The organism is Inquilinus sp. CAU 1745, from assembly GCF_039839375.1.
Taxonomy (GTDB): domain Bacteria; phylum Pseudomonadota; class Alphaproteobacteria; order DSM-16000; family Inquilinaceae; genus JBDOQU01.
Genome location: NZ_JBDOQU010000005.1, coordinates 118,324 through 135,712 on the forward strand (window position 1 = coordinate 118,324; position 17,389 = coordinate 135,712).

Annotated in this window: 17 protein-coding genes and 1 riboswitch; of the genes, 3 read left to right on the forward strand and 14 right to left on the reverse strand. The window is 67.2% G+C overall.

Annotated features, from left to right (window positions below; genetic code table 11):
- Positions 1–41 precede the first annotated feature (41 nt).
- Positions 42–785, forward strand: coding sequence for a type 1 glutamine amidotransferase (locus AAFN89_RS08180; protein ID WP_347537852.1), 744 nt, complete (start codon positions 42–44; stop codon positions 783–785).
- On the opposite strand, the gene AAFN89_RS08185 is transcribed toward AAFN89_RS08180, so the two are convergent.
- From AAFN89_RS08185 to AAFN89_RS08230, 10 genes are all read right to left on the reverse strand, one after another.
- On the reverse strand, positions 765–1,199 hold the full coding sequence (locus AAFN89_RS08185) for an iron-sulfur cluster assembly scaffold protein (protein ID WP_347537854.1): 435 nt from the start codon (positions 1,197–1,199) through the stop codon (positions 765–767). The genes AAFN89_RS08180 and AAFN89_RS08185 overlap by 21 nt on opposite strands.
- Positions 1,196–2,839: a molybdopterin-binding/glycosyltransferase family 2 protein gene (locus tag AAFN89_RS08190; protein ID WP_347537856.1), complete on the reverse strand. Its 1,644-nt coding sequence runs from the start codon at positions 2,837–2,839 to the stop codon at positions 1,196–1,198. Before AAFN89_RS08190 ends, AAFN89_RS08185 begins: the two co-directional genes overlap by 4 nt.
- The gene (locus AAFN89_RS08195) at positions 2,836–3,537 is read right to left on the reverse strand and encodes an XdhC family protein (RefSeq protein WP_347537858.1); all 702 of its coding nucleotides are present in this window, start codon (positions 3,535–3,537) and stop codon (positions 2,836–2,838) included. Before AAFN89_RS08195 ends, AAFN89_RS08190 begins: the two co-directional genes overlap by 4 nt.
- Positions 3,534–3,857, reverse strand: coding sequence for an XdhC family protein (locus AAFN89_RS08200; RefSeq protein WP_347537860.1), 324 nt, complete (start codon positions 3,855–3,857; stop codon positions 3,534–3,536). Before AAFN89_RS08200 ends, AAFN89_RS08195 begins: the two co-directional genes overlap by 4 nt.
- On the reverse strand, positions 3,857–5,092 hold the full coding sequence (locus AAFN89_RS08205) for a VWA domain-containing protein (protein ID WP_347537862.1): 1,236 nt from the start codon (positions 5,090–5,092) through the stop codon (positions 3,857–3,859). The genes AAFN89_RS08200 and AAFN89_RS08205 overlap by 1 nt, the downstream gene beginning before the upstream one ends.
- 4 nt (positions 5,093–5,096) lie before the next feature.
- Positions 5,097–6,017, reverse strand: a complete 921-nt coding sequence (locus AAFN89_RS08210) for a MoxR family ATPase (protein ID WP_347537864.1) — start codon at positions 6,015–6,017, stop codon at positions 5,097–5,099.
- Between the two features lie 318 nt (positions 6,018–6,335).
- The gene (locus AAFN89_RS08215) at positions 6,336–7,133 is read right to left on the reverse strand and encodes a xanthine dehydrogenase family protein subunit M (RefSeq protein WP_347537866.1); all 798 of its coding nucleotides are present in this window, start codon (positions 7,131–7,133) and stop codon (positions 6,336–6,338) included.
- 13 nt (positions 7,134–7,146) lie between these two features.
- A complete protein-coding gene (locus tag AAFN89_RS08220) occupies positions 7,147–9,513 on the reverse strand; it encodes a xanthine dehydrogenase family protein molybdopterin-binding subunit (protein WP_347537868.1) in 2,367 nt (788 codons plus the stop codon).
- Between the two features lie 13 nt (positions 9,514–9,526).
- Positions 9,527–10,018, reverse strand: coding sequence for a (2Fe-2S)-binding protein (locus tag AAFN89_RS08225; protein WP_347537871.1), 492 nt, complete (start codon positions 10,016–10,018; stop codon positions 9,527–9,529).
- 152 nt (positions 10,019–10,170) lie between these two features.
- Positions 10,171–10,890, reverse strand: coding sequence for a carbon monoxide dehydrogenase subunit G (locus AAFN89_RS08230; protein ID WP_347537873.1), 720 nt, complete (start codon positions 10,888–10,890; stop codon positions 10,171–10,173).
- Positions 10,891–11,086: 196 nt separating this feature from the next.
- Here AAFN89_RS08230 and AAFN89_RS08235 point away from each other — a divergent pair, with 196 nt between their 5' ends.
- Positions 11,087–12,529, forward strand: a complete 1,443-nt coding sequence (locus AAFN89_RS08235; protein ID WP_347537875.1) for a sodium:proton antiporter — start codon at positions 11,087–11,089, stop codon at positions 12,527–12,529.
- A 31-nt stretch (positions 12,530–12,560) separates the two neighbouring features.
- Positions 12,561–12,992 carry a GFA family protein gene (locus AAFN89_RS08240; RefSeq protein WP_347537877.1) on the forward strand — a complete coding sequence of 144 codons (432 nt, stop codon included), beginning with the start codon at positions 12,561–12,563 and terminating at the stop codon, positions 12,990–12,992.
- A gap of 4 nt (positions 12,993–12,996) precedes the next feature.
- On the opposite strand, the gene AAFN89_RS08245 is transcribed toward AAFN89_RS08240, so the two are convergent.
- From AAFN89_RS08245 to thiB, 4 genes are all read right to left on the reverse strand, one after another.
- Positions 12,997–13,821 carry a universal stress protein gene (locus tag AAFN89_RS08245; RefSeq protein ID WP_347537879.1) on the reverse strand — a complete coding sequence of 275 codons (825 nt, stop codon included), beginning with the start codon at positions 13,819–13,821 and terminating at the stop codon, positions 12,997–12,999.
- A gap of 72 nt (positions 13,822–13,893) precedes the next feature.
- The gene (gene thiQ, locus AAFN89_RS08250; RefSeq protein WP_347537881.1) at positions 13,894–14,589 is read right to left on the reverse strand and encodes a thiamine ABC transporter ATP-binding protein; all 696 of its coding nucleotides are present in this window, start codon (positions 14,587–14,589) and stop codon (positions 13,894–13,896) included.
- A complete protein-coding gene (gene thiP / locus AAFN89_RS08255) occupies positions 14,582–16,174 on the reverse strand; it encodes a thiamine/thiamine pyrophosphate ABC transporter permease (RefSeq protein WP_347537883.1) in 1,593 nt (530 codons plus the stop codon). Before thiP ends, thiQ begins: the two co-directional genes overlap by 8 nt.
- 1 nt (position 16,175) lies before the next feature.
- The gene (gene thiB, locus AAFN89_RS08260; protein WP_347537885.1) at positions 16,176–17,177 is read right to left on the reverse strand and encodes a thiamine ABC transporter substrate binding subunit; all 1,002 of its coding nucleotides are present in this window, start codon (positions 17,175–17,177) and stop codon (positions 16,176–16,178) included.
- 46 nt (positions 17,178–17,223) lie between these two features.
- A riboswitch (TPP riboswitch) is annotated at positions 17,224–17,327 on the reverse strand.
- Between the last annotated feature and the right edge of the window lie 62 nt (positions 17,328–17,389).

Below are 17,389 nucleotides of genomic sequence, written 5' to 3' on the forward strand. Positions count from 1 at the left end.
ATGATAGTGATCGCCTGAAGATTCCCATGGATATTCTGCCCATGTCCGCACCGAAAATTCTCATCCTTCAGAACAGCCCCGGCGCGCCGGCAGGGGTGGTCGGAGATCAGTTGGCGCGCGCCGGCGCATCGCTGGACACCCGGCTGGCGCTTGGTGGCGATCCGTTGCCTTCCGCGCCGGAGGGATATGACGGCTTGCTGGTCTTGGGCGGGCCGATGAGTCCCAATGATGATGACGACTATCCGGGGCTCAAGGCGGAACGGGAGTTGATCCGCGCTTTCGCTGCGTCCGGCCGCCCGGTGCTCGGCATCTGCCTTGGCGCGCAGTTGATCGCCCGCGCGTTCGGCGGAACAGCCAGACGGCATGACATACCCGAAATCGGCTTCACGCAGATAGAACTGACTAAAGACGCCGCCGGAGATCATCTCATGGGCGGTTTCGATACGCTGCCCCGCCTGATGCACTGGCATTACGACACGTTCGACCTCCCCGACGGGGCGGTGCTGCTGGCGACCAACAGCGTCTGCCGCAACCAGGCGTTCCGGCTGGGGCAGGAGGTCCATGCCGTCCAGTTCCATCCGGAGGTGACGGCGGAGATCATACGCGACTGGCTGCGCCGCTTCCGCGCCGAGGGCGTCTCGCCGGACGCGATCTCCGAAGACGAGATGGAAGCCCAGATGCGCGACCATCTGGCGGCAGCCGAATCATTTGGGCGCACCCTTGCGGATCGCTGGCTGGCGCTGGTCGAACGATCCCGCGCCGGATCAGCCGTCCTCTCCGTCTAGCGCGCGCACCGCCGCTTCGAACGGCAGCAATACGCATTCATGTCGGCTTTTCGCCGATTTGACGGGGGTGAAGACCTCCAGTGCCGGCCATTCCTCCGGCACGACGCCGCCCTCCCGGATCATCGTCTGGAAATCGCGATCGGCCGTCCGCAGCGCCGCCTCGTCCCGCCCGATTGCGCCTTCCGCCAGCAGGGCCGCCGACGCCTCGCACAGCAGACAGCCCCGGACGCGATGGCCCACCGCCTCCACGATCCCGTCCTTCCCGACCGTCAGATCGATGGTCACCCGATCGCCGCAGAGCGGATTGTCGACGGTGGCGGAATGGGTCGGCCGTTCCAGCCGGCCGGCGCCATGGCCGGACCGGGCATGGGCCAGGATGGCCTTCTGGTAGAGCGATTCCGCTATATCGGTCATAACGCCTCTCTCGGCTCCGGAACCGTCAGCGCGGCCAGCGCGTCCGGCGTGTCCACATCCAGCAGCACGGAATCGTCCGGCATCGGCGTTTCGACCGCCAGATCCTCATAGGTGCCGATCATGTGCCGAGCGCCGACATCGCCGGCCAGTTCGCCCATCTCCGCCAGGAAGCGGCGATCCCACAGCACGGGATTGCCGCGCTTGCCGTTGAAGGTCGGCACCACGATCGCGCGGCCCTCGGCCGGGTTATAGGCGGCGATCAGCCGGTTGAGATGCGCGGCCGTGATCCGCGGCATGTCGCCCAGGCAGACCAGCACGCCGTCGCTGTCCGGCGGCACGGCCGCGAGGCCGGCTTTCAGCGACCGGCTCAGCCCCTCAGCGTAAAGCGGGCTCTGCACGATGGTGACGTTCCGGCCGCCCAGCGCCGCCGCCACGGCCTCCGCCTCATGGCCTGTCACCACGATGACCGGCGTGGCCTGTGAGGCGAGGGCGGCGTCCACCGCCTTCACCACCATCGGCGCGCCATCGACCGGCGTCAGCAGCTTGTTGTCCTGGCCCATCCGCGTGGAGCGGCCGGCCGCCAGGACGATCGCGGCGATCCGCGGCGCGCGCGCGGCGCTGTCCTCCGTCTCGCCATGACGCGGCTGGGGCCGGGTCGGGATCTCCATCAGCAGCCCGCCCACGCCCATCGCCATGATGTCTGCCCTGGTCACCGGCACGTCCGCCATCACCCGGCGCAGCACCCAGTCGAACCCGTTCGGCTTCGGGGACCGCGCGCAGCCGGGCAGCCCCAGGATCACTGTCCGGCCCAACCGGGCCAGCAGCAGCAGATTGCCGGGATCGACCGGCATGCCGAAATGCTCCACCTCGCCGCCCGCCGCCTCGACCGCCGCCGGCAGTACGTCCCGCCGGTCGGTGATCGCCGAAGCGCCGGCGATCAGCAGCAGTTCCACCCCGTTGGCGATCTGCTGGCGGATCTCCCCGGCCAGTGTCTTCGCATTGTGGGCGCAGCGCCGGTCAGGGGCCATGACGCCCTCCAGCGCCGTCACCCGCGCATTCGTCACCGCGACGGTCTTGTCCAGCATCTTCGGGTTGGTCGCCGGCAGCCGGGTCTGGATCAGCCCCACCTTCCGTGGGCGGAAGGGCGCGATACGCACCACCGGGCCTAGATCCCGTTGCGCGGCGACCGCCTCGCACAACGCCAGGTCGCCGCGCGGCGCGGCGAAGGGGATGATCTTGATCGTCGCCGCCATCCGGCCCGGGTCGACCACCGCATACTGGTCCAGCGTCGCCACGGTGATCGCCTCATCCACCCGGTTGATGCGATTGAGCCGCTCCCGGTCGACGACGCAGAGGCCCGGTCGGGTGGCGTGGAGATTGACCCGCCCGGTGAAGGGGGCGGCGGCCTCCAGCCCGTCGCCGATCATCGCGCGGGCCAGCCGTTCGGCCGCCTCGTCCTCATGGATGTCGTCCGGCCCCAGCCTCGCGGCTGTCACCGTCCTGATATTGGCGGCTTTCAGGGCGGCGATGTCCTCGGCGGTCAGGACCCGGCCCTTCTTGAAGGACAGCCCGCCCTCCCGAACCGAATGGGCCAGAATCGCGCCTTCGGCCTCGGCCAGGGGAAGATCGCCGAAGATCATGCCGCCGCCCCGTTCCTGAGAACGCCCGTCATCTGGGCCAGGATCGACACCGCGATCTCCGCCGGTGACACCGCGCCCAGCGATAGTCCGGCCGGCCCGTGGATGCGGGCCAGGGCGTGGGCGTCATGGCCCATCTCCCTCAGCCGTTCCAGCCTTCCGGCATGGGTCTTCCTGCTGCCCAGCGCCGCGATGTAGAAGGCGGAGGAGCGAAGCGCGCAATCCAGCGCCGGATCGTCGATCTTCGGATCGTGCGTCAGGGTGACGATCGCGGTGCGCCCGTCGGGCTTCAGTTCCACCATCGCCTCGTCGGGCCAGTCGTTCCGGACAACGAGATCCGGGAACCGCTCGTCGGTCGCGAACGACCGTCTGGGGTCGACGATCGTCACGGCGTAGCCGGCCAGCGCCGCCATCGGCGCCAGCGACTGGGCGATATGCACCGCCCCCACGACGATCAGCCGAAGCGGCGGTTGCAGCACATGGATGAAGAACGACTTTCCATCGGTCTCCGCGACGCCGCTGCGATCGTCCCGCCGCGCCTTTTCCACGGCCTCGCGGAGCGCCGGCGTCAGCGGGAGATCGCCTTCTGGCGCGCCCTCGGCGATCAGCGTCTGGCCGCCGTCCGACAGCTCGGTCACCAGAACCGCCGGCCGCGTCTCCCGGCGTGCCGCCAGCAGCAACTGCAATGTCGGTTGCTTCATTCCACTTTCTCAACGAAAACCTGGACGCGCCCGCCGCAGGCCAGGCCGACATCCCATGCCTGCTCATCGGTCACGCCGAAATCCAGCAGGCGCGGCCGGCCTTCGGCCATGACCTCCAGCGCCTCGCCGACCACCGCGCCCTCGATGCAGCCGCCGCTGACCGATCCCGCCATCCGGCCGGACTCGTCGATCGCAAGCTGGCTGCCGACCGGGCGGGGGGAAGAGCCCCAGGTGGTCACCACCGTCGCCAGCGCGACCTGCCGGCCGGCCTCCCGCCAGGCGGCCGCCTGCTCAAGGATGTCGTCATGCGCCACACTCATCAGCCTCTCGCTTCCTCCGCCAGCATCCGCCATTGCGCCATGTGGCGCTGGGCGGTCTGCGGCCGGGCGTCCAGCGCGTCGACCAGATCGGCCAGGCTGTCCAGCGAGTGGACGGGCCTGAAATCGTCGACATGGGGAATCATCGCCCGCGCACCCTGGGATTTTGGCGCATAGCCGTCATAGCGCAAGAGCGGGTTCAGCCAGATCAGCCGGCGGCAGCTCTTGTGCAGCCGCTCCATCGCCCTATCCAGCCGGTCCCCGGCTTCCCGGTCCAGCCCGTCGGTGATCAGCAGCGCGACCGCGCCCTGGCCCAGCACGCGGCGCGACCAGATTCGGTTGAAATCCTCCAGGCATCCACCGATGCGGGTTCCGCCCGACCAGTCCTCCACGGCCTCGCCGACCCTGGACAGCGCCCGGTCGACGTCGCGATGACGCAGGTGCCGGGTGATGTTGGTCAGCCGCGTGCCGAAGACGAAGTTGTGGACCCGGTCGCGATCGTTGGTCACGGCATGGAGGAAATGCAGCAGCATCCGCGAATACCGGCTCATCGAGCCTGAGATGTCGCACAGCGCGACCAGCGGCGGCGGCCGCGTGGCGCGCCGCTTGCGGGCAAGGTCTATGGCCCCGCCGCCGCCGCGCAGGCTGGCCTTGAGCGTCCGGCGCAGATCGACCGCCGGCCCCGCCGCGTCCGGCCGAAAGCGGCGCGTCCGCATCGGCCGCGCCGGCAGCGTCATCCGGGCGATCAGAGCCTTCGCCCGCTCGATCTCCGCCGTCGTCATCTGCTCGAAATCCATCTTCTGAAGCAGTTCGCGGTCGGAGAAGGTGAGCGAGGCGTCGATCTCCAGTTCCGGCTCCCCATCCTCCGGGCTTTCACCTTCGCCTGGCCTCCTGTCCATCGCGAAGGCTTCCGCCAGGCGGCGGTTGATTTGCTCCTCCTCGCCCTCGCGGTCCACCTTCATGCCGGGCAGCATGGTCTGGAGGGCCCGCCGCAGCAGGTCGGGATTGCGCCAGAAGATATGGAACGCCTGATCGAACACCGCCCGCTGGTCGCGGCGGGTGACGATGGCGGCGTGCAGGGCCCAGTAGAAATCCTGCCGGCTGGCGACGCCCACGGTCTCCGCCGCCTCCAGCGCGGCAAGGGTTCGGCCGGGACCGACCGGCAGGCCGGCCGCCCTCAGCACACGGCAGAACTCCATAACGTTATTCGCCAGTTGGCCCGTCGGCGCTTCGGTCATCGGATCATGCCTCCGCGTGAGCGAGCTCCGCCTTCACGTCGGCCAGCAGCCGGCTCGCCTCGCTGCCGCGGATCTTCTCGATATCGTCCTGGTATTTCAACAGCGTGCCCAGCGTGTCGTTGATCGTATGCGGGTCCAGCTCCAGCGCGTCGAGCTGCACCAGCGCCTGCGCCCAATCCAGCGTCTCCGCGACGCCGGGGCTCTTGAACAGATCCTCCCGCCGGAGGCGCTGCACGAACCCGACGATCTGCGCCGAAAGCCGCTCCGGCGTGCCGGGGGCCTTGACGGCGATGATCCGGCGCTCCCGTGCCGCGTCGGGATAGTCGACCCAATGGTAGAAGCAGCGGCGCTTCAGCGCGTCGTGGATTTCCCGCGTCCGGTTGGAGGTGACGATGACGATCGGCGCGTTTTTGGCGACGATCGGGCCCAGTTCCGGGATCGTGATCTGGAAGTCCGACAGCACCTCCAGCAGGTAGGCCTCGAACGGTTCGTCCGTCCGGTCCAACTCGTCGATCAGCAACACCGGCGGTTCGGGATCGTCGTGGGCGATGGCCTGAAGCAGCGGCCGGCGCACCAGGAAGGCGTCGGAGAAGATGTCCTTGGCGATCGCCTCCCGGTCATGGCTGCCGGCGGCCTCCGCCAGCCTGATCTCCAGCATCTGCCGCGGGTAGTTCCATTCATAGACGGCCGACGAGACGTCCAGCCCCTCATAGCATTGCAACCGGATCAGCCGCCGGCCCAGCGTCGCCGCCAGCACCTTGGCGATCTCCGTCTTGCCGACGCCGGCCTCGCCCTCCAGGAACAGCGGCCGGTTCAGCCGCAGCGCCAGGAACAGGGCCGTCGCCAGCGACCGGTCGCCGACATAGCCGCCGTCGCCGAGCAGGCGAAGCGTCGCATCGACGGAATCGGGGGGAGGGGATGTCATTGGCTTAACCGCCGGGCGCTTTTATGTATCGGTCATTCCGGCCCCCGAGCCGGAATCCATAGGCCCTCGCCGCATCACTGACGACCAGGAACCGGGTACGCCCTCGCTCGTCCTCGACGCCCCATGGATGCTGGACCAAGTCCAGCATGACGTTGTTTTTATTGTTTTTGTTGGTCATTCCGGACCTGATCCGGAATCCATAGGCCGTCGCCACTTCACCGGCGGCGAAGAACGAACGCCGTCCCCGCCCTTGTCGGCTCCCCATGGATGCTGGATCAAGTCCAGCATGACGGGTTTTGCGGTCTGGAAACCCTCTCTTCACCGGCACGCCGCGACGGCGCGTCTCGCCATCACGTTCACCAGGTTGGCCCGGTAGGCGGCCGATCCGTGGATGTCGGCGTTCAACCCGCCCGGATCGATGGCGACGCCCTTCAGCGCGTCTTCGGAGAAATCATTCTCCAGCGCCTTCTCCATCTCCGTCGCCCGGAAGACGCCGTCCTGCCCCGCGCCGGTCACGGCCACGCGGAGGCCGTCCGCCGTCTTCGCCACCATCACGCCGACCATCGCATAGCGGCTGGCCGGATTCCGGAACTTCATGTAGGCGGCCTTCTCCGGTTTCGGGAACCGGACGGCGAGGATCAACTCGTCCTCCTCCAGCGCCGTGGTGAACAGGCCCTGGAAGAAATCCGCCGCCGCAAGGGTGCGCTTGCTGGTCTGGACCGTCGCGTCCAGGGCCAGCACCGCCGCCGGGTAGTCCGCCGTCGGGTCATTGTTGGCGATGGACCCGCCCAGCGTGCCCCGGTTGCGCACCTGCGCGTCGCCGATCCAGTCGGCCAGGACGGCGAGTGCGGGGATGACCCGCTTCACAATGTCGGAGGACGCGACCTCCGCATGGGTCGTCATGGCGCCGATGACCAGCGCGTCGCCATCCTCCCTGATCCCCTTCAACTCGCCGATTCCGTTCAGGTCGACGATGTCGGAAGGCGAGGCCAGCCGCTGCTTCATCGTCGGGATCAGTGTCATGCCGCCGGCGACGAACTTGCCGTCCGACGCGCCGCCGAGGGCGGACACGGCATCGGCCACCGACGAGGGCTTGTGATAGTCGAAAGCGTACATCGTTCCGTTCCCTCTATTCGGCGGCCTGGGCCATGCGGCCCTGCTGCATGGCGTTCCATACCCGGTCCGGCGTCGCCGGCATCTGCATGTCGACTCCGATGGCGTCCGTGACCGCGTTCATCACCGCCGGCGGGGAGGCGATCGCGCCGGCCTCGCCGCAGCCCTTGACACCCAGCGGGTTGGACGGGTTCGCCGTTTCCGTCAGCCCGACCTTGAAGCTGGGAAGGTTGTCGGCTCTGGGCATGCAGTAATCCATGTAGGACCCGGTCAGGAGCTGGCCCGATTCGGGATCGTAGACGCAATTCTCCAGCAGCGCCTGGCCGATGCCCTGGGCGATGCCGCCATGAACCTGGCCTTCCACGATCATCGGGTTGATGATCTTCCCGAAATCGTCGACCGCAACGAAATTGACGATCTCGACCCCGCCCGTATCGGGGTCGATTTCCACTTCGCAGATCTGCGTTCCGGCCGGGAAGGTGAAATTGACCGGATCGTAGAAGGCGCTCTCCTCCAGCCCCGGCTCCAGGTCCGTCGGATAATTGTGCGGAACGTAGGCGGAGAAGGCGACTTCCTGGATCGTCTTGGCCTTGTCGGTCCCGGCGACGGTGAACTTGCCGTCCTTGAACTCGATGTCGGCCTCGGCCGCCTCCATCAGATGGGCGGCGATCTTCCGTCCCTTGGCGATGATCTTCTCCGCCGCCTTGTGGATCGCCGATCCGCCGACCGCCAGCGAGCGGGACCCGTAGGTGCCCATGCCGAACGGCGTCTTCTCCGTATCGCCGTGGATCACCTCCACCTGATCGGCCGGCACGCCGAGCTGGGTGGAGATAAGCTGGGAGAAGGTCGTCTCATGTCCCTGGCCGTGGCTGTGGGAGCCGGTATAGACCAGCACGTTGCCGGTCGGGTTGAAGCGGATCTTCGCGCTTTCCCACAGGCCGACCCCGGCGCCCAGCGACCCGACGGCGGCCGACGGCGCCAGGCCGCAGGCTTCGATATAGCTGGAGAAGCCGATGCCCCTCAGCTTGCCCCGGGATGCGCTCTCGGCCTTCCGCGCCGGGAAATCGGCGTAGTTGGCCAGTTCCAGCGCCTTGTCCAGCGAGGCTTCGTAGTTGCCGCAATCGTAGGTCAGGATGACCGGCGTCTGGTAGGGGTACTGGTCCGGCCGGATGAAGTTCCGCCGCCGGAATTCCGCCGGGTCGATCTTCATCTCCCGCGCCGCCGTCTCCACCAGCCGCTCCACGACATAGGTGGCTTCCGGCCGGCCCGCGCCCCGATAGGCGTCGACCGGGGCGGTGTTGGTGTAGACCGCGTCGACCTCCGCATGAATCGCCGGGATGGCGTACTGGCCCGACAGCAGCGTGGCGTAGAGATAGGTCGGCACGCAGGAGGAGAAGGTGGAGAGGTACGCCCCAAGGTTCGCGATCGTATGGACCTTCATGCCGGTGATCCGGCCGTCCTGGTCCATCGCAAGCTGGGCGGTGGTGACATGGTCGCGGCCATGGGCGTCGGCCAGGAAGGCCTCGCTGCGGTCCCCGGTCCATTTCACTGGGCGGCCGACCTTCTTCGCCGCCCAGACGCAGGCCGTTTCCTCCGCATAGATGAAGATCTTCGACCCGAAGCCGCCGCCGACATCGGGCGCGATCACCCGCAGCTTGTGCTCCGGCGCGATGCCGACGAAGGCCGACAGCACCAGCCGCGCCACATGCGGGTTCTGGCTGGTGGTGTAGAGCGTGAAGCCGTCGCTGCCGCTGTCATAGTCGCCGATGGCGGCCCTGGGCTCGATCGCGTTGGGCACCAGCCGGTTGTTGACGATGTCCAGCTTCGTCACGTGATGGGCGCTGGCGAAGGCGGCTTCGGTCTCCGCCTGGTTGCCCAATTCCCATTCGAAGACGGTGTTCGCCGGGGCTTCGTCATGGACCAGCGCCGTGGACGATCTTGCGTCCTTCGTGCTGACGACCGCAGGCAGCACGTCGTAATCCACCTCGATCAGTTCGGCCGCGTCCTTCGCCTGGGCGTAGGTTTCCGCGACGATCAGCGCGACATGGTCGCCGACATAGCGCACTTTGCCCTGCGCCAGCGCGGGATGGGGGCCGGCCTTCATCGGCGACCCGTCCTTGGAATGGATCATCCACCCGCAGATCAGCCCGCCGATCTTGTCGGCCGCCAGATCCTCGCCGGTGAAGATGCCCAGCACGCCCGGCGCGGATTCCGCCGCGCCCTTGTCGATCCCCCTGATTGCCGCGTGGGCGTGAGGGGATCGGAGGAAATAGGCGTAGGCCTGTCCGGGCCGGTTGATGTCGTCGGTATAGTGACCCTTGCCGGTCAGGAACCGCTGGTCTTCCTTGCGCCGCAGGGGCGCGCCGATGCCGTCTGGCGCCATGGTCGTGCCTCCCTCATTCCGCGGCGCGGGCGACGCCGCGCATCTCGTCGGCGGCCGACAGCACGGCCTTGACGATGTTGTGGTAGCCGGTGCAGCGGCAGATATTGCCTTCCAGCCACTCCCGGACTTCCTTCTCGGTGGGGGAGGGGTTGTTTTTCAGGAGGTCGACCGAACTCATGACCATGCCCGGCGTGCAGAAGCCGCATTGCAGGCCGTGATGTTCCCGGAAGGCCGCCTGCATCGGATGCAGCGTCCCGTCCTTCGCGGCCAGACCCTCGATCGTCGTGACCTCGCCGCCCTCCGCCTGCGTCGCGAACATGGTGCAGCTTTTCACCGACTTCCCGTCGATATGGACCACGCACGCGCCGCACTGGCTCGTATCGCATCCCACATGGGTTCCGGTCAGGCCGAGATTTTCTCGCAGGAATTGAACGAGCAAGGTCCGAGGTTCGATGTCCTTCGACACCGCCTTGCCGTTCACCGTCATCGAAACGGTGAGGGGCATTGTATCCTCCCAAACGTGGCGTCACAGACTCGTCTGGCGGCCCTTGCGGCTTGTATTCGCCGCTTGTCGGGTCACCCACAAGTCACCCGGGAGGAAGGCTAGGATCGTCCACCCTTCCGGTCAAGGCGGGTCCTGACCATCGCCCTCGTCGGTCAGGACAGGATCAGCACCAGGACCAGGATGATCAGGATCAGCCCGGCGATCCAGGTGACGGGGCTGAGCCCGCCCGGGCGCACCTCCTCCCGTTCCGGCTCGGCCGGGCGGGTGGGACGATAGGCGGGCGCTTCCGCCGGACGCTCCTCGGGCGCGGGCTCCGCCGCCGGCGGCTCGGGCGTGGCGACAGGTTCGGGGGCGGGTTCGGGCGGCTTCACAGCCTCGGCCTCCGGCCGTTCCTCGATATGCGGCGGAACCGGCGGAACGACCGGCGCGCCCGCGCCCTCGACGATCTCGCCGAACCGGCGGAAGAAATCGTCGGCCATCTTCTTGGCCGTGCTGTCGATCAGCCGTCCGCCAAGCTGCGCCAGCTTGCCGCCGACATTGGCGTTGACCTCATAGGAAAGCAGCGTGCCGTCGCCGTCGGGCGTCAGCCGCACGAAGGCGCCGCCCTTGGCGAAGCCCGCCGCCCCGCCCTTGCCCTCGCCGCTGATGCGATAGCTCTCCGGCGGGTTCAGGTCGCTCAAGGTGACGGCGCCTTTGAATTTCGCCTTCACCGGACCGACCTTCGCCGTCACCTGGGCGGCGAAATCGGTGTCGGAAGTCTTCTCCAGCGATTCGCAGCCGGGGATGCTCTGGCGCAGCACGTCGGGATCGTTCAGCCCCGCCCAGACCGCTTCCCGCGAAGCGTTGATCCGGTATTCGCCCTTCATGTCCATGACGCGCTCTCCCCCAAGGATCGTTATCCGATTTGAACGAAGGCTAGTCGCCGGCTTCGGGTTCTTCAACCGCTCGGGACAGGTGTCCGCCAACCCTTTCTTCCTGCCGGCTTCCTTTGACAAGGGCACCCACATGATTCTAACTCAACCCCGTCGGCGCAGTTCCGCGCGGATCTCCCCCTTGGAGGTTGGGCCCTTGAAGCATCGTGCCGTTCGCTGCGTCGGAGCCGTTCTAGCGTCGCTCCTGATCCTGTCGTCGGGAAGCGCCCTCGCGGCCGTGGGGGAGGGGGGCATCCCTCATCTCGACGGCGGCGAACTGGGGCTGCTCTGGATCGCGCCCTTCGTCGGCATCCTGCTTTCCATCGCCCTGATGCCGCTGGCCCTGCCGCATTTCTGGCACCACCATTTCGGCAAGGTCTCGGCCTTCTGGGGACTGGCCTTTCTCATCCCCTTCGCGATCTTCTATGGCTGGGATCTCGCCCTCTATGAGACGCTGCATGTCGGGCTTCTGGAATACCTGCCCTTCATCATCCTGCTGGGCGCGCTGTTCACGGTAGCGGGCGGCGTACGCGTCACCGGCAGTCTCGTCGGCACGCCGGCCGTCAATACCGGCATGCTCTTCGTCGGCACGGTCATGGCAAGCTGGATGGGCACCACGGGCGCGGCGATGCTGCTGATCCGGCCGCTCATCAACGCCAACGAACATCGCGGGTCGATGGTCCACACCGTGGTCTTCTTCATCTTCCTGGTCGCCAATGTCGGGGGATCGCTGACCCCGCTGGGCGATCCGCCGCTGTTCCTGGGCTTCCTCAACGGCGTCGACTTCTTCTGGACGACGACGCATATGCTGGCGCCGATGGCGCTCGTTTCCGTCCTGCTGCTGGCCGTCTATTTCGTGCTGGACACGATTCTCTATAGCCGGGAAGGACCGAAGCGCGCCGCATCGGTCGAATCCCATGAGGAGAAGCTGGGCGTGGAGGGCAAGGTCAACTTCCTCCTGCTCCTCGCCATCGTCGGCGCGGTGCTGCTAAGCGGCGTCTGGAAGCCCGGCATATCCTTCACCGTCTATCATGTGGAGGTGCAGATCCAGAATCTCGCCCGCGATGTCCTGCTGATCATGATCGCGCTCCTGTCGATCAGGCTGACCGTGGACGAAAGCCGCAGGAAGAACGGCTTCTCCTGGTTCCCGATCGTCGAGGTCGCGAAGCTGTTCGCCGCGATCTTCATCACAATCGTGCCGGCGATCGCCATCCTGCGCGCAGGGTCCGACGGCGCGCTGGCGTCGGTCGTCGACCTCGTCAGCAATGACGGACAGCCGGTCAATGTGATGTATTTCTGGCTGACGGGGCTGCTCTCCAGCTTCCTGGACAATGCGCCGACCTATCTCGTCTTCTTCAACACGGCTGGCGGGGACGCAGAGGCGCTGATGGGTCCGATGGCGGAGACGCTGCTGGCGATCTCCGCCGGCGCGGTCTTCATGGGCGCCAACACCTATATCGGCAACGCCCCGAACTTCATGGTTCGGTCGATCGCGGTGGAACGTGGCGTGCCGATGCCCAGCTTCTTCGGCTATATGGGATGGTCCATCATTTTCCTGATGCCGATGTTCGTCCTGGTGACTTTCGTGTTCTTTGTATAGGGCACGGCCCAAACCCGGTGGAAGGATCGGCATGACCTCCACTCGCGTAGCAACCTGTCGCTGCGGTCAGCTTCGCGCGGAATGCGAAGGTGAGCCGGTTCGCGTGTCCGTCTGCCACTGTCTCGCCTGCCAGAAGCGAACCGGCAGTGCCTTCGCCGCGCAGGCGCGATGGCCTGACGCCCGGGTGACCATCACCGGCAAGTCGTCAAGCTGGGTGCGAACCGCCGACAGCGGCCACCGAGCGACATATCGCTTCTGCCCCGAATGCGGCTCGACAGTCGCCTATGTCATCGAAGCCTGGCTCGGCGTTACGGCTATTCCGCTCGGCGCCTTCGCCGATCCGACCTTTCCGGCTCCGCGCTTTTCGGTCTACGAACATCGCAAACATCACTGGACGGTGGTGCTGGGCGACGACGTTGAGCATTCCGCGACGCCGAGCGCGCGCAGAGACCCGAGCGCCTGACGGACTAATGCGACATCAGGACCGGCAGGGTCATGCCTGACAGGACCTCGTGCGTGGCGCCGCCGAACAACACCTCACGCCAGCGGCTGGTGCTGTAGGCGCCCATGACGACCAGATCGACTGACAAATCCTTGGCGTAGCTGAGGACCACCTCGCCGAAATGGTCGTTGCCGACATCGCTCACCGCTTCCGCCTCAACCCCGTGGCGCTGCAGGAACGCCATGATCTGCTTGCCGCTTTCGAACCGGTGCCTGGCGGGGTCGCCCGTCAGGAGATAGACCTTGTCAGCGTTGCAGATGAAGGGCATGCCGTCGCGCACCGCGCGGGAGGATTCCCTATTGTCCTTCCAGGCGATCAGCACCCGGCTTCCGGCGCGCGCCGGCCGGCCCTCGCGCGGCACGATCAGCACGGGACAGGAGGCCGTGGTGAGGATCGCGTCGGGATTGTGCAGGCCGATATAATCCTCCGGGATCAGCCCTTCCCGCTCGCTTACCACCAGCAGGTCGGCGCAATGCGAAAGCCGCGCCAGCCCCTTCTGCTCGTCCTCTCCAAGTGTCTGTGCGTTCCAGCTTATGCCGGCGGCGTTGCAGGCCTCCTCCACCTCCGCCTGGACGGTGGCGGTACGCTTCTCCGCGATCTCCCGCGTGTCGCCGATATAGCCAACGGCCGCGGCGCGTCCGGCGATCGCGGCCGGGGTGATGACGGGCACCGCGATTACCGCCACCTCCAGATGGGCGTCATGCTCCCTGGCGAGGTCTACCGCCAGCGACAGCCGGTCGGCGCGGACCGCATCGTGAGCCATGTGCAGCAGGATCGTCTTGATGGACATCGGCGTTTCCCGGTTCTTGAGAATCGCCGAAGGCTAACGCCCGCGCGCCGCCGGCGCCACAGCCTTGATAGATCAGCCCAGATAGTCCGCGATCTCCGGAATCGGCGGATCGGTCAGGAAATCGCGGATAAGGCCGTCGCAGAGGATGCGGCCATCCTGGACGAACAGCGCGCGACCGGGCAGAGCCTCGGCGTCGTCCAATTGGTGGCTGACCATCAGCACGGTCAGCTTCCGGTCTTCCCGCAGGCGGGGAACCAGCCCCATCATCTCCCGCCGCTGCGCCGGACCCAGCGCGGCGAATGGTTCGTCCAGCAGCAGGATCGGCCGGTCGCGCACGATGGACCGCGCCAGCGCCACCCTCTGCCGCTCGCCGCCCGAAAGCTGTCGGGGCAGCCGATCGGCGAAACCGTCCAGCCCGACCAGCGACAGGGCCTCTTCCATGCGTCGCCTGTCCTCCGCCGTCAGCTTCAGGCCGGGGTGGATGCCCAGCCCGATATTCTGGAATACCGTCAGATGGGCGAACAGATTGTGTTCCTGGAATAGCGTGGTGACCGGCCGATCCGCCGGCTTCCTGCCCGTCACGTCCACGCCGTCGATCAGCACCCGGCCGCTGGCCGGCCTGTCGAAGCCCGCGATCAGGTTTAGCAGCGTCGTCTTGCCGGCCCCGGAGGGTCCGATGATCGCGACGAACGCGCCGCGCTCGACCGAGAGGTCGAACGCCATCCGCATTTCCTGATAGCGGAACGCAACCCCATCCAGCTCAATCATCGGCACGGCCGCCCAACCCTCTCTCGATCGCGACGAACAGCAGCAGCGTGATGGCGATCAGCAGGATGCCGGTCACCGCCGCCTCGTCGATCCGGTATGCCCCCATCTGCCGGTAGAGCACCAGCGGCAGGGTCGCCGTATCCTGGCTGCCGAACAGCGCGATGACCCCGAAATCCCCCATGGAGAGGGCGGTGGTCAAGGCCAGCGCCAGCGCCGCCGGCCGCCGCACCAGCGGCCAGTCGACATGGCGGAAGCGTCGCCAGCCATGCATCCCCAGACTGTCGGCGAGGCGGAGGTGCCGTTCCTGCGCGTCCGTCGCCGCCGGGCCCAGGATGCGCAGCACGAAGGGCAGGCCCATCAGCGCGTTCACGATGACGACCAGATAGGGCGCCAGCGCGAACACGTCCGCCACCGGCCGCAGCAGCACGAACAGTCCGGCGGCGATGACGAAGGGCGGGATCACAAGAATCAGCGACCCCGCCAAATCGAAGGCGTCGGCCGCGCCGTGACGGTGATGTCGCGTGCGCAGGTCGCGGGTGGTCAGGATGATCCCCCATCCCAGCAGCAGGGAAAGGCATCCCGCCGAAAGGCCGATGGCGACGCTGCGTCCCGCCGCCTGCCACACGGCGGGATAGCTCAGCGCGCGCAGCACCGGCCCGGTCGCCGCCGAATGAAAGACGGCCAGCAGCGGGATCAGCAGGAAGGCCGCGCCCGCGCCGATCGCCGCGATGTCGGCGATCCTGCCGATCCTCTGGTCGCGATCCGGCCGAAGGTCCAGCCGCGCCAGCGTCGGCTGGATCGCCATCGGCCGCGCCAGCCGGTGCCCCAGCCCGACCAGAACGCCGCACAGCATGATCTGCAATACGGCGAAGGCCAGCACCCGCTTCAGGTCGAAATCGAAGGTCAGCGCCTGATAGATCGCGACCTCCAGCGTCGCGTTCGGCGGCCCGCCACCCAGCACCAGCACGACGGTGAAGCTGGTGAAGCACAGCAGGAAAGCCAGCCCGAATATGCCGGGCGCCAGCCGACGCAGCATCGGCGCCTCGATCAGCCGGAATATCTGCGCCCCGGTCATGCCGAACTGCGCGGCCAGCCGCCAGCTTTCGCCGGGAATGGCGGTCCAGCCCTGCAGCAGCAGGCGCGCCGCGAACGGCATGTTGAAGAAGACATGGGCGATCAGGATTCCGGGCAGGCCGTATATGTCCAGCGCCCGCTCGATTCCGATCGCGCCCAGCGCATCGTTGGCGATGCCTGAGCGGCCATAGACCGTTACGATGCCCAGCACGCCGATGATCGTCGGCACGACCATCGGCAGGCCCAGCGCCTTGACCAGCAGGCCGCGCCCCGGAAATTCCGGCCGTCGGGCCAGCGCGCGGGCGACCGGGATCGCCAGCAGGACGCTCAAACCCGCGGAAAGGAAGGCCTGCCAGACTGTGAACCGCAGGACGCTGAGGACGTAGCGGTCGGTCAGCAGGCCGCTCAGATCGCTTTCCGGCGCGACGGAGAAGACGCCCAGGAACGCGCCCCCGACGACCAGCAGCAGCGCCGCGCCCGTCAGCGCGCCGGGAGCAAGCGACGCGATCATCCTACCGGCTGAGCGCCCGCAGCCATTCATCCACCCAATCGGACCGGTTCGCGGCCACCTCTTCCGGCGTGAACAGCAGCGCCGTCTCCGGCTTCACGGCCGTGTCGAAGGCGTCCGGCAGGCCATCCTCGGGCATTATGGCCGGGTACATCCAGTTGGTCGTCGGCAGGATCGATTGCGCCTCCGGGCCGATCAGGAAGGCCAGGAAGTCGCTCGCCAACTCCGGCTGGTCCGATCCCGTCAGCCGGCCCGCCACCTCGATCTGGAGGTAGTGCCCGTCCTCGAACGCCGCCGCCTGGTAGCGGTCGGTCTCTTCCATCAGCATGTGATAGGCGGGAGAGGTGGTGTAGCTCAGCACCATCGGCGCCTCGTCCTCCTGGAACAGCCCGTAGGATTCGCTCCAGCCCGCGCTGACCGTGACGATCCGGGGCGCGAGTTGCGCCCAGGCGTCGGCCGCGTTCTCGCCATAGATCTTCTTCATCCACAGCAGGAGGCCCAGGCCGGGCGTGCTGGTGCGCGGGTCCTGGATCAGGATCTCCGCCTCGCTCTCCTCCACCAGCGCCTTCAGGCTCGCGGGCGGGGTCTCCATGGCTTCCGTGTCATAGACGAAGGCGAAATAGCTCCAGTCGTATGGCACGAAGACCGGATCGTCCCAGCCGCCGGGCACGTCGGTTTCCGGCAGGTCCAGCCCGTGGGGGGCGAACAGGCCGGTCTCCTTGGCGTCGGCGATCAGGTTGGTGTCCAGCCCGACGACCACATCCGCATCAGACCCGCCGCCCTCCAGCCGCAGGCGGGAGAGGAGGGCCACCCCATCCTCGACTCCGATCATCTCAAGATCGCAGCCGCACACGGCCTCGAACGCTTCCTCGATCGCCGGCCCCGGCCCCCATTCGGAGACGAAGGAGTCGTAGGTGTAGACGGTCAGCGCCGGCCGGTCCTGCGCCATGGCGGGCGTCGCCGTCAGCAGCGCGGCGGACGCGGATAGGAATGTCAGGCGTTTCAAGACGGCTCTCCTCCTTGCATCGTGGTTCGGAAGAGAGCGGAACCCATCGGGTTCCCGCCTCAGCTCCCTCCGCCGGCATGACCCGGATCAGGTTCGTCGGGTTGGCTCGAAAGCCTCTCAGCCCCGGAAGGGGCACCCCGTTGAGACGGAGCGGAAGTAATCAGGCATCGGCATCGTCGTCAACCGCCATTCCGGACGCGGAGTTTTCCGCG

What these genes read in the sequence shown, in the direction of transcription:
- AAFN89_RS08215 (WP_347537866.1), bottom strand. Translation starts at nt 7,133, where the DNA reads ATGTACGCTTTCGACTATCACAAGCCCTCGTCGGTGGCCGATGCCGTG.
- AAFN89_RS08185 (WP_347537854.1), bottom strand. Translation starts at nt 1,199, where the DNA reads ATGACCGATATAGCGGAATCGCTCTACCAGAAGGCCATCCTGGCCCAT.
- AAFN89_RS08240 (WP_347537877.1), top strand. Translation starts at nt 12,561, where the DNA reads ATGACCTCCACTCGCGTAGCAACCTGTCGCTGCGGTCAGCTTCGCGCG.
- AAFN89_RS08190 (WP_347537856.1), bottom strand. Translation starts at nt 2,839, where the DNA reads ATGATCTTCGGCGATCTTCCCCTGGCCGAGGCCGAAGGCGCGATTCTG.
- AAFN89_RS08205 (WP_347537862.1), bottom strand. Translation starts at nt 5,092, where the DNA reads ATGACCGAAGCGCCGACGGGCCAACTGGCGAATAACGTTATGGAGTTC.
- AAFN89_RS08245 (WP_347537879.1), bottom strand. Translation starts at nt 13,821, where the DNA reads ATGTCCATCAAGACGATCCTGCTGCACATGGCTCACGATGCGGTCCGC.
- AAFN89_RS08230 (WP_347537873.1), bottom strand. Translation starts at nt 10,890, where the DNA reads ATGGACATGAAGGGCGAATACCGGATCAACGCTTCGCGGGAAGCGGTC.
- AAFN89_RS08200 (WP_347537860.1), bottom strand. Translation starts at nt 3,857, where the DNA reads ATGAGTGTGGCGCATGACGACATCCTTGAGCAGGCGGCCGCCTGGCGG.
- AAFN89_RS08225 (WP_347537871.1), bottom strand. Translation starts at nt 10,018, where the DNA reads ATGCCCCTCACCGTTTCGATGACGGTGAACGGCAAGGCGGTGTCGAAG.
- AAFN89_RS08180 (WP_347537852.1), top strand. Translation starts at nt 42, where the DNA reads ATGTCCGCACCGAAAATTCTCATCCTTCAGAACAGCCCCGGCGCGCCG.
- AAFN89_RS08210 (WP_347537864.1), bottom strand. Translation starts at nt 6,017, where the DNA reads ATGACATCCCCTCCCCCCGATTCCGTCGATGCGACGCTTCGCCTGCTC.
- thiP (WP_347537883.1), bottom strand. Translation starts at nt 16,174, where the DNA reads ATGATCGCGTCGCTTGCTCCCGGCGCGCTGACGGGCGCGGCGCTGCTG.
- thiQ (WP_347537881.1), bottom strand. Translation starts at nt 14,589, where the DNA reads ATGATTGAGCTGGATGGGGTTGCGTTCCGCTATCAGGAAATGCGGATG.
- AAFN89_RS08220 (WP_347537868.1), bottom strand. Translation starts at nt 9,513, where the DNA reads ATGGCGCCAGACGGCATCGGCGCGCCCCTGCGGCGCAAGGAAGACCAG.
- AAFN89_RS08195 (WP_347537858.1), bottom strand. Translation starts at nt 3,537, where the DNA reads ATGAAGCAACCGACATTGCAGTTGCTGCTGGCGGCACGCCGGGAGACG.